Source organism: Acetobacter ghanensis (assembly GCF_001499675.1).
Classification (GTDB): Bacteria; Pseudomonadota; Alphaproteobacteria; order Acetobacterales; family Acetobacteraceae; genus Acetobacter; species Acetobacter ghanensis.
In genome coordinates this window covers 111,089-125,692 of sequence record NZ_LN609303.1, presented here as the reverse complement: position 1 = coordinate 125,692, position 14,604 = coordinate 111,089, and the positions used below count along the sequence as shown (strand labels likewise).

Below are 14,604 nucleotides of genomic sequence, written 5' to 3'. Positions count from 1 at the left end.
TTAGTTGCTAACAGGCCCCAATAAAAAATATCCAAATCGTTTAAAATCGTTAGCATATATGCAGGAAATTAGATCGATTTCCTCTTGATCTAGAATATACTCGCTTGATTTTGTCGAGTGGTGTCTTCCAAACTCTATCAAATTTTTCATATCTGGCGTAGAATCAAAATAAAATTTACGAGATATTAATCTGAAATATAAATTAAAGTTTTCAAGTTGACCAATTAAATCGAATTTAATTGATCCAGATCCAGTCAGATAGTCTTGACTCATGAAGTGAATATCCCGATGGTGATCCGCAATTTGCATGAGTGAATATAGTAACTGTTTTAGGGTCATCTTATGGTCAGGGGGAAATCCAAGCAGCTGATTATGATAAGTTGCTTCTTCACCAAAAAATTTATCTAAATATGCGCTGATAATACGTGCGTACGGGTTGCGAACGAAGGTGAATCTCTTTCCCTCGCCATGCATGAGCCTAAACCATTGATCAATCGGATATTGTGACGGGCTGCGTAGAGGCGATATTCTGCGATCATGGACAAGCTGAGGAGACGTTCCAAATTCACTGTTCCCCCCTGCCATGCTAATCATATATTTCTTGATCCCCGAGCATCCTGCCTTTGGTACTTCGAAATATAGAATATTTCGACTAGCATCGATATGCACCATTTGGTCGAGAACTTCCGGCATTACTCCGTAAGTTGGGAAACCTCCTTGGAGAAATGGAAGTCTGTAATTATTGGATAAGATCGTCGGCGCTGTGTGTTCAGTATTAGACATTCCGACCTCTGCTTCTTCGTGCTATTTTATTTCGTAAGATAGGCGTGTATTCAACATGTTTATCAATGCCTGCGACGACGGTGTTTCCGAATAACTCGACGTCCTGAACATCCCGGTGATGATAGTTTGCAAGCGGCTTCTTTATATAGCCGATATCGAATGACGAAAGAAATTTGAGATTAAAGTCCCAATCTCCAAGAACCGGAAATTTCTCGTTAAATCCCCCTACTTTATCATAGGCTGTGCGTCTGAAAAGGAAGGAAATTGGCGCAAAAGTGTTGCTCTTTGTCATATCGTCAAGGGTAGGTGCGAAAAAATCATCGCGGTACAGCCGGGCTCCGTGGATATGGATGCCGTCCGGATGCACACTCTCGGACACATGAAGCGCCTGCGTGATAACACCGCCATATTGCTGTCCGGCCTTTGAGTTAAGGAAAACAACGGTCTCAGTCAAGAAGTCCGGCTCCCATGTATCGTCGTCGTCATGTATGATAACGAACTCCGATTCGGAATTTGCAATGCCAAGGTTAGATGCGGCCTCCATACCTCGATTCTCGATGCAGTCCACCAGCTTGATCTTGCTGTGGTCAATATTTGCGTCAGCAATAGTCTTCTTCACAAACTCAATGTCGCCGCCATCACACACCACGACATGAATATAGTCCTTAAAAGACTGGCATGACACACTTTGAAGAGCACGGCGTAGGAACAGCGGTCGGTCCATCGTCCGGGTGATCACGGCAACGGTAGGTATGGGGGAGGAGTAGAGCCCAGGCAAAACTTTGGGCTTGGGCACCGTATAAGGCAGGTCGAACAGCTTACGCTGGACGGAAGCGGCGATATCTTCATCATATTCCAAGGCGACCTGACCGGCTTGCCAAATGGCTTTGTTCAGTCGCTCCTTGTATGTTTCGCCATTGTCAGGCGGAATCAGCACCGACACCGTGAAGCGTCGGCCCAGATCGGCGGAGCGCCGCTGATCCAGCAACATCTCGGCATCCTGCCGGGTGGGCATAAGCAGGAACTGACTCAAACGCTTCCAGGCTGCCTTGGCTGCCATTGTCACGGCGAAGGGATTTGCCGGAGCGGCCTCTAAATAAGCTAACACGCCGGAATAAAGAGGGGAGCGACTATCATCCTCCAAGGCTCGGAGATTCTGCGCTTCCACATCTGCAGAAATCGTGCCATCGGATTTGCGTGTATAGGACTCCACACTTGGTGCCAAGGTTTCGAACAGATCCTCGATTAAATGACGATGGCTAATCACGCTTGTTTCAGGCTTTTCCGGGTCCACCTTGTCAGCCTGAAATACCAAGCCTTTCGCCCATGGCCAATGACTGCGGTCATCGCCATCACTACCTGAGAGACCAAAATAGAGCCCCCACCAAGTAATCTCGGGTATGGCCTTGTGCAGCATTCGCTGGCTGGTGCCGACCCATCCGGTATCAACCAAAACCGCGTTTTTGCGTCCTGTCAGCAGTCCCTCAAGCTTCTCCTGGAATAGCTGCGATTGCTTTTTGAGGTACTCCGTCATATCCTTCGTGTTGGGAGCATGATTATAAATCATATCTCCGAGATGGAGGCGCTCCGCAGTCCAATGCCAATCAGCGGCGTCGAATGTGGCCGCGTGGGTCTCCTTAGTAGGTTCAAATATCCCTAGAAGACATTGGCGGGCCGTCTCGAGCTTCGTGTAGCTGAACGCGTCGTTGAACAAGTCGCACGACAAGCGAGGATTGCGCGACCAGATCCCCTTGGCGATCATCATGCGGGAAGCCCACAGGAATTCCCAATCCTCAGGAATACTCAGGCCGATGCGGGATAGATAAACACCAAGCGCCTGATGGATCCTCAGCCCAGCACGGGTCATGAATAAGATCTTGGCGCGATGCTCGCGCTCATAATACAGGCAAGATTGATAAAGATCCTGTAGGTATTGGGCGATGACGGGCCCCAAAACCTCCTTACCAAACCGGTATTTCGCCGTGTCTTTAGTGTTAATCATGTTGCTGGTCATTGTCATACCTTAGCCCAAGTGCGAATATCCACTCCTACTCTGTCGAATGTCTGGATCATCCGTGCCAGTGACGCTTGGCGCATCCGCAGTTCATGGCGAAAAATTGGAAGATACAGGGCGTTCATGCCGGCTTCGCGGGCTTTCTGAATGTCGGAGGAGAATGAGTCGCCAATATGCAGGGTCGCGCAGGGGGGGAAGGCTCCCATCTGCGCCAGACGCGGAAAGAGCAAACCGCTGCGCTTTGAAATTACAGTGTCGGCTGAGCTGTAGATATTGTCGATATGTGGCAACGAATTAGGTGCGACCTTGGACAACAGCACCCTGATATGCTCCTGGTGTAAATACATATCGCTGACCAACAGCACCTTGCCGCCCAGCCTCTTAAACCGGCACATGGCTTCAATGAGCGGCGCATTGGAGAAAAGGCAGTGAGTCGCCTCATAATCCAACTCGCATTCCAGCATTCTGGAGGCCAGCTCGCTCCCCCCTCCAATGGTTAGGGCGATATTGGTCACGACATCTTTGATTGAGCCTTCACGGCAGCCTTGCACAGCCGGACGGGCTCCATAAGTAAGATTCATGGCTGACGCTCGCATAAGCAAAAGCGCTTCAGCGTCAACATGCTTCAATGGCGCGCCAATGGCAGTATCACGCAGTGTCTGAACAATATATTCACATATATGAAAATTTCGTTCTGCCTCAGATTCGTTATGCCGCAGCATGACCGTATCAAATACATCGCACGACATGACCTCCATACCTGAGAGGGCACGCATAAACCAGTCCACTGCCAGATCGTAATTCTGGGTCAACCATTCGATGCGGGTTATATCGCCAGAAATCGGCGCGGGATAAGATGAAAAAATGGTAGTGATGGGCTCAATATCATGACCAGCAGTGTTCTGGCCTATCTCGGACTTAAGAAAAAGCATCTCCCTACAGAAGCTGGGCGCGCTAAAATTGTGCCTCTCATCCACGACCGTGAATTTTGTCGTGCCAAATCGCTGCGATACAATGGCCTCGATGGCCGGTGCAGAATGCAAACGGAGCGGTATCGCATTTATCGTAGCATTGTTCCTCCGCTGCAGAATTCGTCTGATTATTTTACGGCGTGTGCTATTCCAGTCCCCAAAAATGGATTTCGACAATGCTCTGACTGGGCTTGTTAGCATCCAACTCTTTGAATTATATACTGAATTTAACTCTCTTTGCAAACGAGATATTTCGTTTTCCAACTTCAGCCGCCCAGACAACACAAGGTTACAAAACAATAATATTCTTAGATTTTACATTATAATGGACCTATAGAGCAAGTCTTGACCTGAGCCGATACTTTATCCGATGGCCACGTTATACTCAGCGTGATGTCGCTCGTGCCGAGTGGTTTGGCTTGGTTTTGAACTGACCAGCCATCGCCATGTTGGGACACTCCATGATGGGCGGGTACAGGCGTTTTGGAGCGGCGATCGACTTGTGCTGCCTCGGTTTGGTGCTAACTGCTACTCTGGTAGCTTTTCTGGCAGGAGCTTGGTTTAAGCGTACTTCAGCTTCCGCCGCAGTACGCGCTTTATTTTCATCCAGGTGATGGCAGGCCCTGCCTGCTTAAGTGACATCCAGCCCAGCCGAATATAATCACGCCACCCGGAATTATGTATCTGGTTTGTGCCTTGGGTGTCTTCAACAACCCAGAATGTGCCGATGGTGGCGAATTCTGAAGCACCAAGTTCACGGCTATGCGGCAATGTCGCGAGCCCATGATATTCATACGGTGTTGGGTATTTCACAAGTGCCTCGAATAGTATAAATAGCCCTTCGCGCAATTCATCAAGCGTCAGCATACTTACCAGCGGATTAATAAAATCAGCGAAACTTCTGATCTGTTCCTGCATTTGCTGGATAAAGACCGTGCGCACGAAATCATATTGTGGTTCATTCGCTAGCAATACAGGCTTGACGCTGTCTCCGGTTTTTTCAAACCGGCAAACCTGCGGCTCTAGGGAAGCAAAGGGCAATTCGAGCAATTCGACGCCCCGCTCAGCAATCTCGACCCATGCTTTGTTCTCTCCTTTATGGAAAAGGAAGGAGCGTATTTTGTCGTGCATATGGGCATGTTCGAGCGTGCCGATATAATAGCCCCGGAACTCCTCGCCGAACATATATTCAGTCCGGCGTTGGGAGGACAAGGCCCAGCCGCAATCGGCCATGGCGTCATGCTGTGGATCGAAGCCTTCAGCCGCAAGATATGCCTTGTAAGCCTCCATCTCTGCTGCGGCGATGCGTTTGATAATGCTCTCGCAATCCTTGAGCGCCTTTAGGGCTGCAGAGGCTTTCGCTGGGCTATCGATTACGCGGTCAAGCGGAATGAGTTTGCCTAGCACCTCGAGCAATTCCTGCTCTTCTTTGCCGAGGGTAAGCCTAGCAAAGCATTCACGTAGTGTGCAGGCCGTGCTGGTATTGAGGAGCGAGCCGATCTCCTTTTCAAATGCACTGTAGAGCGCTGGCATTAGCGTCAGGCGTCGCGAGCTCTGCATGATCGAGGCAATGCCTGAAAAACCGAGCCTGCCCCATATCTCCTTAGTAATATAGCCGTCGCGTGTGGCCAGTCGGAGATGTTTGACCTTGTCGGCTTGCATCACCGCGTTCATCCAGGTGGCAAACCCAGCCACCAGCGGCCCGCCGTACATGGCACCGAACTGTTCTGCCATCGAAGCCTGAGAATGCGCGGCCTTGAAGCGCGCCATATATGCAACAACTGCTGAGGCAAATAGGTTTTTCTTAGCTCCTTTGTTGGCGGAACTGCGCTGGCAAAGCTGCGAAATAGCCCTCTGATTGTAGCGGGTGTCATGATAGACTCGATCGTAGAGTGAGGGCAGGTAATATCCGGCCACTCCGGCTTCCAACGCCGCAAAGCAGTCCGACTTGAAATTGTCACCAAAATGTAGAATTCGTGACGGTTCTACACCCATGGTCTTGGCGACTAGACTATACAACTTGCCTTCATGCTTAGCGGCCTTGTAGCTGCACGAAACGAATGCCCGTGAAACAGGGAGATTGTTGTCTTCTAGTATACTCAGAATTACCTGCTCTGGCAGATACATGTCAGAAATGGCGATCACCGTCTTGCCCATGGCGCATGCAAGATCATAGATCTCGCTAACAGTGGGCGAGCGTGTCAGCAACGCCTTCTCAGTATCGATCTCCAACTGCAGCAAATCAGGTATACTCATGCACGCAATGCCGGTGTCGGGAAGATTGAGTTCTGTGTAGATATGCTCTAGCGTGACTTCGGCAGTCCCGCTGCGGGCGTAATACTTTTCTCTTGCGGCTATTTCAGCTTGGACGCGCGCATCATGAAACCCGATGATTCCGGTGCGCCGTTCTATTATCAAAAAAACATCCGTGGGGTTAACAAAGGGGCGGATCAATAGAGTGTCGAACACATCAAAAGAAATGATATCTGCCTGCTCAATCAGCGGGCGGAGCCTATCGGTATCGGGCGGAAATGCTTTGTCCAGATTGGCAGACTGTTTTTTTGCATTCAGCTCGGAACGCCCCGCTACGGTTAGCGTGTTGGGCCCCGGCAAACAAGCAAACTCATATTCTGTATCAGTAGCTTGCTTGGTGTGTGGCATAAATAATTGATCCATAAGTAAAATTCCAGAAAGCCACGAATGTTAGTGGCTTTATAGCATTAAGAGATACTATGCTCGACGCGGAGATATCACAAGAGGTGTTGATTTTCACTGAGAACTGACCCGGGTTTACCGTAAGCATCCGGTAGGAGCCACCTTGTAGACCGACAGGGTCGGATATTTTCTTCTATGCATGGACGATTTTATCGAGAATGAACACGAGACGGTCGCAGCGAGTGTCGCAGCGACTGCCCGGAGAAACCATGCGGCAATCGAGATTGTGGGAGAACGCCGACGGGCCTATACGTCCGCTTTTCGCTCCAAGGTTGTAGAAGCCTCTTTCGAAAGCGGCCTTCCCGTTCGTGAAGTGGCCCGCCAGCATGGGATCCATGTCAGTCTTCTCTACCGCTGGCGGCAGGAGTGCCGTCGGCGCAGCAGACGGCCTGAAGAGGGATACCTTGTGCCTGTCAGACTGGCAGAACCCGTTGCGCAGGAAGGCCAGGCGCCAGGCCAGATGGAAATTACATTCCGCGATGGCAGCATCCTGCGTTTTGGTCACGATGTTCCACCCGAGAGGGTCGAACGCCTGATCATGCTGCTGCGTCCATGATCCCGGTTCCTTCCGGTGTCCAGGTCTGGCTGGCAACGGGTGCGACAGACATGCGGCTCGGCATGCCGGGTCTGGCCCTGAAGGTTCAGGAGGCCCTGGGACGCAATCCCCATGCGGGGGACCTGTTTGCCTTTCGGGGGCGACGTGGAGATCTGCTGAAAGTGCTCTGGCACGACGGGCTGGGCATGTCGCTCTACGCCAAACGGCTGGAGAAAGGCCGCTTCATCTGGCCATCGCCCGCAGAGGGCGTTGTTGCGCTATCACCCGCGCAGCTGGGTTACCTGCTTGAAGGCATCGACTGGCGGCACCCGCAACGCACATGGCGGCCGGAACTGGCAGGCTGAACGCATTTTTCGGTACACAGCAGGGCCGATCCATGCTGTCATGGGCAGTATGGAGACCGCGATATCGGAGATCGATCACCTGCGGGTGGCCCTGGCAGCGTCCGAGGTGGCCCGTCAGGAGGCTGAACGGCGCGCAACGGGTGCCGAGGCGATGGTCGCGCATCTGAAATTGCTGATCGCAAAGATGCGGCAGGATCGCTTCGGTGCGTCTTCTGAGCGCGGCCGACGCCTGCTTGAGCAGTTGGAACTCGAACTTGAGGATCTGGAAACGGCGATCGCCGAAGACGATCCCGCCAACGTGCCAGGGACCGTGGCCAGGGCATCGGAAACGGATGTTGGGCGGCAGCGCCCGGCGCGCCGACCGTTCCCTGCGGCTCTGCCGCGCGAACGGGTCGTTATCCCGGCCCCCGTGCAGTGCCCATGCTGTGGTTCATCCCGTCTGGCAAAACTGGGCGAGAGCATGACCGAGACGCTGGAAGTCGTCCCCAGACAATTCAGGGTGATCCAGACGGTGCGGGAGAAATTCTCCTGCAGGGACTGCGAGAGCATCACGCAGCCACCAGCACCCTTCCATCCGATCGCCCGGGGCCGCGCCGGGCCATGGCTGCTGTCGACGATCCTGACCGGCAAGTTTGCCGATCACCTGCCGCTGAACCGCCAGAGCGCGGCCTTTGCCCGCGAAGGGATCGATCTCGACACCTCCACGCTGGCTGACTGGGTGGGTGCCAGCACCGCCACCCTGGCGCCGCTGATCGCGCAGGTCCGTGCCCATGTGCTGGCGGCACAACGGCTGCATGGCGACGACACTACCGTACCAGTGCTGGCGAAAAGCCGCACCGTGACCGGGCGATTGTGGACCTATGTGCGCGATGACCGGCCATTCGGCGGCCCCGCACCGCCCGCGGCCTGGTTCCGCTACTCCCGTGACCGCAAGGGCGAACTGAATTGCCCCGGGTTTTGTGGAGACAGAACGACCCGAGAGGTAAGAAGGATTCATGAGCAACAAATCGAAGCGTTTTCCGCCTGAATTTCGTGAACGTGCAGCCTGCATGGTTCTGGAGGAAGAGAAGAACCATCCATCACGCTGGTCCGCAGTGATGATGATCGCGCCAAAGCTGGATATTCATCCTGACACGCTGTCAAAATGGACCCGTGTGCATGAGCGGGCCAATGCATCTGCGGTAAGTGATCTTCCTGATCGGGAGAAGATCAGGCAACTGGAGCGAGAGAACCGCGAATTGCGGCAGGCTAACGAAATCCTGCGCAAGGCGTCAGCATATTTTGCCCAGGCGGAGCTCGACCGCATCTTCAGACCATGACACGCTTCATTGAGGAGCATCGGCAGACATATGGTGTCGGGTCAATCTGCAGGGTTCTGTCGATTGCACCATCTGCCTATTATGCTTATCGGGCGAGACAGAAAAATCCCTGTGTGCGCAGCCAGAAAGACAACGAGCTATGTCATGAAATCCGCAGGGTCTGGAACAATAATTTCTGCGTCTATGGAGTGCGCAAGGTCTGGCATCAGCTCAGACGTGAAGGTCTGGATGTCGCCCGCTGTACGGTAGAGCGGCTGATGCGCCGGATGGGACTGAAAGGTGTCATTCGTGGCAAGGGGGTCAGAACCACACGGCCCGATCCGGCACGGCCCTGTCCACAGGATCTGGTGCAGCGACAGTTTCATGCACCAGCCCCCAACAAACTCTGGGTTTCGGATTTTACTTACGTTTCCACCTGGCAGGGCTTTGTTTATGTGGCCTTCATCATTGATGTATTCGCACGGGTTATTGTGGGCTGGCGTGTCTCCTCAACGGCCCATACCGACTTCGTGCTGGATGCCCTCGAGCAGGCTCTGTGCCAGAGGCGACCTGAGGGAAAAGTGACCCACCATTCCGACAGTCAGAAGATGGTCGCTAGCTTCCGGACGGTTTGTCTCACACTCCGATCGACCACGGTAGACTGGCACTGTGAGGTGCCCGGAACGGTTTGACCCGTATTCCGATCGACCGTTGTGTCTTTCCACGGACCTGTCGACTGTCCGGAAGCACCTCGCGGAAAGGCTATGCCTTGGCCATTGCCTGTGACCCGAGAAGGGCCTGACCTGATGAGGTCTCATGACTGTCCTGTCCATGCAGCGGACCTTGGCCTAGCCATCACGACAGAGAAGCGCGAGGAACCGTCATGGACAAAAACGAAGAAAGACTGCGTCAGGTTGTTGGCGGTGTCGACACCCACAAGGATCTGCATGTTGCAGCCGTTGTTGACGAGCAGGACCATGTGATCGGCACACAGAGTTTCCCCACGACAAGACAGGGGTATCGGCAGATGCTGGCCTGGATGCGAGCCGCAGGTGATCTCGTGCGTGTGGGTGTTGAATCAACCGGCAGCTATGGTGCTGGCCTGTTGCGTTATCTTCAGGCTGCTGAGGTTGAAGTTCTGGAAGTCACGGCGCCGGATCGACATGATCGGCGTCGGCGTGGAAAGAATGATGATCTGGACGCCCAGAACGCAGCGCACGCCGCCTTTGCAGGCCAACGCACCGTTACACCACGACGCAGGGACGGCATGGTGGAAGCACTCCGGGTCTTGAGAGCGTGCCGCAAAACTGCCGTAAGTGCACGACGGATTTCCCTGCAGATGATCCAGAACACCATCATTGCGGCCCCAGATACCCTGCGTGAGCATCTTCGCTCCATGACCCGCATGCAGTTGATCCGCACTCTTGCTGCCTCCCGACCGGATCTCACGGCTTATCGCGATATCGAGGCAGCTTATCGGATCAGCCTGAAATCTCTTGCGCGTCGCTACCTTGAACTGCATGACGAAATTGGTGAACTGGATCTGATGATCAAGGCTATTGTTGAGGAACTGGCACCTGACCTCATTGCCAGAAATTCCATAGGCTATAATGGAGCAGCGCAACTTCTTCTGACGGCCGGCGACAATCCAGACCGCCTGAAATCAGAGGCCAGCTTCGCTGCCCTTTGCGGTGTCACGCCTGTTCCGGCGTCCTCTGGAAAAACAATTCGTCATCGTCTGAACCGAGGTGGTGATCGGGCGGCTAACAGCGCCCTGCATATCATCGCGATTGGACGCCTGCGAACAGATGAAAAAACACGCGCCTATGTTGCCAGACGTGTGGCAGAAGGACATTCCAAACTTGAGGTTATCCGTATCCTCAAGCGCTATATCGCCCGTGAGGTCTACGGGATCATCATACGCCGACATCGGGACATCAACGCCACACGTTTTGCTACTTGACAAACAGAAGGGCGTCCGCGGCTGTCAATATGTGTCCATTCTCTACACGCAAAGACTGGCTGAAGCGGGCCTTGTTGCTTCTGTCGGCAGTGTTGGAGATTCCTATGATAACGCTCTGGCTGAGACCATAAATGGTCTCTACAAAACCGAACTCATCTATCGACAGGGACCATGGAAAAACAGGGAAGCGGTTGAACTGGCAACACTTAAATGGGTCGACTGGTTCAATCATCGACGGATCCTGTCCTCCATTGGAAACATCCCCCCAGCAGAAGCTGAAGCACGTTTTTATGCGCAACAAAAATCACATGCATTAGCCGCTTAAATCAGATAAAAAACGTCTCCACAAAACCCGGGGCAATTCAAACATCCCACGGAGCATCTCGCCGGCTGGAGCGGCATCCTGCAATCCGACGCCTATGGCGGCTACAACCGGCTGTTCGACACCGACCGTAAACCGGCACCCGTCATGTCGGCGGGCTGCTGGGCGCATGCCCGACGCGGCCTGTTCAGGCTGGCCGAACTCGGCCGCGCACCTCTTGCCGTGGAGGCCGTGCGCAGGATCGACGCAATCTTTGAGGCCGAGCGCGCCATCAATGGCGCAACGCCGGCGCAGCGTCGAGCCGTGCGACAGGAAAGCATCGCTCCCATGGTCGATGGCCTGCTGGCCTGGATGCGCGAAAGTTGCGCCCGCCTGTCGAAGAAGACCCCCGTTGCCGCAGCCATGGCCTATATCCTGCGCAGACCGGAGAGTTTTACCCGGTTCCTTTCCGACGGACGGATCTGCCTGACCAACAATGCCGCTGAACGCGCACTGCGCGGCATCGCCCTGGGCAGGAAAGCCTGGCTGTTCGCCGGTTCCGATCGGGGCGGCCAGCGCGCGGCCGACATGTATTCCCTCATCGTCACCGCAAAGCTCAACGACGTCGATCCCCAGGCCTGGCTCGCCGACGTCCTCGCCCGGATCAACGACCAGCCCGTCTCACGCCTGCACGAACTCCTTCCCTGGAACTGGAAAAATACCCGTCACGCCAATCATACACAGGTCGCCTGATTCAGGCCCGTGGTCCTCGCCGGATGCTTACTTTCCTTGGGCTGGGACTTTCAGATCGGGTGCCGGATGCCAAAACGGTCTGGCTGTTTCGCGAGCGTCTGACCCAGGCGGGTGCGATCGATGGGCTGTTCAACCGCTTTGATGCGACCCTGCGTAACGCCGAGTATTTGCCGATGTCAGGCCAGATCCTGGATGCCACGCTGGTAGCGGCTCCGAAGCAGCGGAACACCAATGCAGAGAAAGCCGATCTTCGGGAAGGACGTATTCCTGAAGACTGGCAGGACAAACCCGCAAAGCTGTCGCACAAGGATCGTCATGCGCGCTGGACACTGAAGTTCACGAAGGCGAAGCGGCAGGATGATGGAACCATGCCATCCAGCGATCTCGCCATCCCGTTCTTTGGCTATAAATCGCATGTTTCCATCGATCGGAAATACCGGTTCATCCGCAAATGGAAAACAACGCATGCCGCTGCCAGTGATGGCGCGCGATTGAGAGAGGGGCTTCTGGATAAAACCAATACGGCCTCAAGTGTCTGGGCCGCCACGGCCTATCGCTCAAAAGCCAACGAAGACTTCATGGAAAAGCAGGGCTTTGTCTCCAAGGTTCATCGCAAAAAGCCGCATCTCAAGCCTATGCCCCGGCATATCCAGAAATCAAATGCTGGAAAGTCGGTCATCCGCTCGCGTGTCGAGCATGTCTTTGCTGATCAGAAGTCACAGACGGGGCTGTTTGTCCGGACTGTCGGTATCAGTCGAGCCACCATGAGGATCGGGCTCGCCAATATCGTCTACAATATGCGCCGCCTCCTCTTCCTCGAAAGATTGAACGCGAGCGCATAGCCATCCAGCGAGAGACAACTCCCAATCTGCTCAAAACGCAGACTGGACGCCATCGCAAAAACCGTCAATCAAATCGCCAAAACCCAGAAATTACCGGCCAAGCACATCAATCAAGGGTTCTTCGATCCCTCCACCTCTCTCACCGCTTGAAAATCACGTCAGTGGCTCTACTCACATCCCATCCCACTTATCGTGACAGCACCCGCTTTCCCGCGTTGTCGGTGGTCGGCAACAGCCCGTCGATAAATAGAGAAGCCATTTTTCAACTAGCCTCAGGAAACGTAATTTTTTACGAAGGACACGGTGGGTGGAGGAGCTCAGAAAGTAATGCCCGCCCTCATGCCCACGATATTGCCACCCGTCACGCCCGGATACTGGCTGGTGCGGTTATTCACACGTGCATAGGTGTAATTCAGCATCAGGCGTGCATAGTTCACAAGGTACCAGTTGACTCCCGCAGTCGTGGTCCAGGCATTGCCTCCAGATGGGATATCGTTTGCATCCAGCCAGTCTCCCCGCAGAGCCACTTCCCATGCTCCGGGGCCGCCATCCAGAACAGGGGAAAGCACGCGGGGCGCAGCCCATTGGCCGGTATGGGCAAAGTAGTTGGGGGTTTCTCCTGTAAGGAACAGGCCTGCCTGAAGGCTGGCGGCTTGCATGGTCCCGGTATGGCCGCCCAGATCCACTCCGTTATAGCTGTTGCGGAACTGCATGTGCCGCACTCCATATTCTCCCAGAAGCCACGCTGATTTCCATATTGCGAAAAACTCCAGTCCACCGGCAAGGGAGTTTGCGAGTGGCACCGTGTTGATGCGTGCGGAGAAAGCATCATCCGTGCGGGCGAGCAGTCTGATGTTCTGGGTGAACTGGGCGGTCGGCTTGACGTCTTCATAAAACCCCCATGCGCCGAGATGGATCAGGGACTCTTTCGAACGGTAGGGGATCCAGTGCGCGCGGGCCTCGTAGGTCAGGTCATCACGGAGGTTATTCGCGCTGTTGACCGAATTGACGTCGTCGCCCGAAATCTGGGCGGCGAAATGCCAGTTTTCGCCAAAAATCTTGAAGGCGCCGCCGAGACCATACCATCCTTTGACCGGCAGGATGGCGTTGGCGACCAGATCACGATCCAGAAAGACGGTCGCATCCGATCCTGTGGATCCGTCAAAACCACGTTCGTTAAATTTGTTGCCCAGACTGAATTCGGTCAGATGGCTGCCGAACTTCGTGCTCCATGTCGCAAAGGCGCTCATGATGGAAGGGCTGTTGTCGGCAAAGTCACTTTCAAACACCCATGACAGCTGCTTGGCACGTCCTTCCACACCGAGGCGTGCCGCGCGAAGCCGGGTACGGGAGACGTTCTGCTCATGATAATCCGAGCCGAACGACGCGCCGTAATCCGCCAGAATACGGCCACGAATACGAATGGAATACTGACCGTCAGGTGTGGTGATCGCGGGGAGGCCCCGTCCCCATTTCAGTACGAGTCCCCCCACTGTCGTCGTGTGAGAAGAGTAGGGAATGGACGATTCAACACCATAGACTGGTGCTGAACCTGAAGGCATGGCTGAAACCGCGCCGGAGGTTCCGGGCGCTGCAGCTTTGAGGGGATAGGCGGACAGGCCGGGATCAGAGAATGCAGTGGATGTCGTATGAGGAACGACCGCACCGTTGAAAACGGGCGTGACGTCCGGTGAGGTGGCCGACTTTGGTTCATTCACGACAGACGCTGTCTGCGTATTTCCATGAATGGGCATCCCGACGTGCGGCTGGTTCACTTCAGCGACGCTATGATGGTGCGACACCGATGCCGGCGCTTTATGAGCCGGGACATGCTCGATGGCATCCAGACGACTTTGCAGGGCCTGAATCTGTCTGGCTTGTGATTTTACCAGTTCCGCAAGGGCACGCACATCCACGCCGCCAGTATCCGCCGCCATGGCCTGAGCCGACCAGAGCAGGGAGACAGTACCGCCAGACAGAAGCAGATTACGCAGGGATTTTTTCTGGATGTGCATCGGACGCAATTCTTGTGGATCGAGGTATCGGTTGATCATTGAAGCCGTG

8 protein-coding genes, 5 pseudogenes and 1 other annotated feature are annotated in these 14,604 nt (G+C 54.3%); of the genes and pseudogenes, 8 read left to right on the top strand and 5 right to left on the bottom strand.

What is annotated here, in order from left to right:
* The 4 genes from AGA_RS13015 to AGA_RS13000 form a co-directional block, all read right to left on the bottom strand.
* Positions 1–783 carry a sulfotransferase family protein gene (locus AGA_RS13015; protein WP_059024977.1) on the bottom strand — a complete coding sequence of 261 codons (783 nt, stop codon included), beginning with the start codon at positions 781–783 and terminating at the stop codon, positions 1–3.
* Complete coding sequence (locus tag AGA_RS13010; protein ID WP_172793771.1) at positions 776–2,797, bottom strand: glycosyltransferase family 2 protein; 2,022 nt, start codon at positions 2,795–2,797, stop codon at positions 776–778. The genes AGA_RS13015 and AGA_RS13010 overlap by 8 nt, the downstream gene beginning before the upstream one ends.
* Positions 2,798–2,799: 2 nt before the next feature.
* On the bottom strand, positions 2,800–3,729 hold the full coding sequence (locus AGA_RS13005) for a hypothetical protein (RefSeq protein ID WP_059024975.1): 930 nt from the start codon (positions 3,727–3,729) through the stop codon (positions 2,800–2,802).
* A gap of 600 nt (positions 3,730–4,329) precedes the next feature.
* Positions 4,330–6,444: a hypothetical protein gene (locus AGA_RS13000; RefSeq protein ID WP_059024974.1), complete on the bottom strand. Its 2,115-nt coding sequence runs from the start codon at positions 6,442–6,444 to the stop codon at positions 4,330–4,332.
* Between the two features lie 178 nt (positions 6,445–6,622).
* Between AGA_RS13000 and tnpA the strand changes: the two genes are divergently transcribed.
* The 8 genes and pseudogenes from tnpA to AGA_RS12955 all read left to right on the top strand — a co-directional run.
* Entirely contained in the window at positions 6,623–7,039 is a 417-nt protein-coding gene (tnpA, locus tag AGA_RS12995; RefSeq protein ID WP_059024973.1) for an IS66-like element accessory protein TnpA, read from the top strand.
* Positions 7,036–7,383 (top strand): IS66 family insertion sequence element accessory protein TnpB, encoded by a 348-nt coding sequence (gene tnpB / locus AGA_RS12990; protein ID WP_026019421.1) that lies wholly within the window; start codon positions 7,036–7,038, stop codon positions 7,381–7,383. The genes tnpA and tnpB overlap by 4 nt, the downstream gene beginning before the upstream one ends.
* 49 nt (positions 7,384–7,432) lie before the next feature.
* Positions 7,433–8,323: pseudogene (tnpC, locus tag AGA_RS12985) on the top strand (IS66 family transposase); the annotation flags it as partial.
* 55 nt (positions 8,324–8,378) lie between these two features.
* Positions 8,379–9,307: pseudogene (locus AGA_RS14275) on the top strand (IS3 family transposase); the annotation flags it as partial.
* Positions 8,657–8,773, top strand: a sequence feature (AL1L pseudoknot). (Overlaps the previous pseudogene by 117 nt.)
* A gap of 257 nt (positions 9,308–9,564) precedes the next feature.
* Positions 9,565–10,644, top strand: coding sequence for an IS110 family RNA-guided transposase (locus tag AGA_RS12970; RefSeq protein ID WP_059024971.1), 1,080 nt, complete (start codon positions 9,565–9,567; stop codon positions 10,642–10,644).
* A gap of 16 nt (positions 10,645–10,660) precedes the next feature.
* Positions 10,661–10,969, top strand: a pseudogene (locus AGA_RS12965) (integrase core domain-containing protein); the annotation flags it as partial.
* A gap of 39 nt (positions 10,970–11,008) precedes the next feature.
* A pseudogene (gene tnpC, locus AGA_RS13570) lies at positions 11,009–11,698 on the top strand (IS66 family transposase); the annotation flags it as partial.
* Positions 11,699–11,724: 26 nt separating this feature from the next.
* Positions 11,725–12,540, top strand: a pseudogene (locus tag AGA_RS12955) (IS5 family transposase); the annotation flags it as partial.
* Positions 12,541–12,857: 317 nt separating this feature from the next.
* On the opposite strand, the gene AGA_RS12950 reads toward AGA_RS12955, so the two are convergent.
* Positions 12,858–14,594: an OprO/OprP family phosphate-selective porin gene (locus tag AGA_RS12950; RefSeq protein WP_083503720.1), complete on the bottom strand. Its 1,737-nt coding sequence runs from the start codon at positions 14,592–14,594 to the stop codon at positions 12,858–12,860.
* Positions 14,595–14,604: the final 10 nt, after the last annotated feature.

What these genes read in the sequence shown, in the direction of transcription:
- tnpB (WP_026019421.1), top strand. Translation starts at nt 7,036, where the DNA reads ATGATCCCGGTTCCTTCCGGTGTCCAGGTCTGGCTGGCAACGGGTGCG.
- AGA_RS13010 (WP_172793771.1), bottom strand. Translation starts at nt 2,797, where the DNA reads ATGACCAGCAACATGATTAACACTAAAGACACGGCGAAATACCGGTTT.
- AGA_RS13015 (WP_059024977.1), bottom strand. Translation starts at nt 783, where the DNA reads ATGTCTAATACTGAACACACAGCGCCGACGATCTTATCCAATAATTAC.
- AGA_RS12950 (WP_083503720.1), bottom strand. Translation starts at nt 14,594, where the DNA reads ATGATCAACCGATACCTCGATCCACAAGAATTGCGTCCGATGCACATC.
- AGA_RS13000 (WP_059024974.1), bottom strand. Translation starts at nt 6,444, where the DNA reads ATGGATCAATTATTTATGCCACACACCAAGCAAGCTACTGATACAGAA.
- AGA_RS12970 (WP_059024971.1), top strand. Translation starts at nt 9,565, where the DNA reads ATGGACAAAAACGAAGAAAGACTGCGTCAGGTTGTTGGCGGTGTCGAC.
- tnpA (WP_059024973.1), top strand. Translation starts at nt 6,623, where the DNA reads ATGGACGATTTTATCGAGAATGAACACGAGACGGTCGCAGCGAGTGTC.
- AGA_RS13005 (WP_059024975.1), bottom strand. Translation starts at nt 3,729, where the DNA reads ATGCTTTTTCTTAAGTCCGAGATAGGCCAGAACACTGCTGGTCATGAT.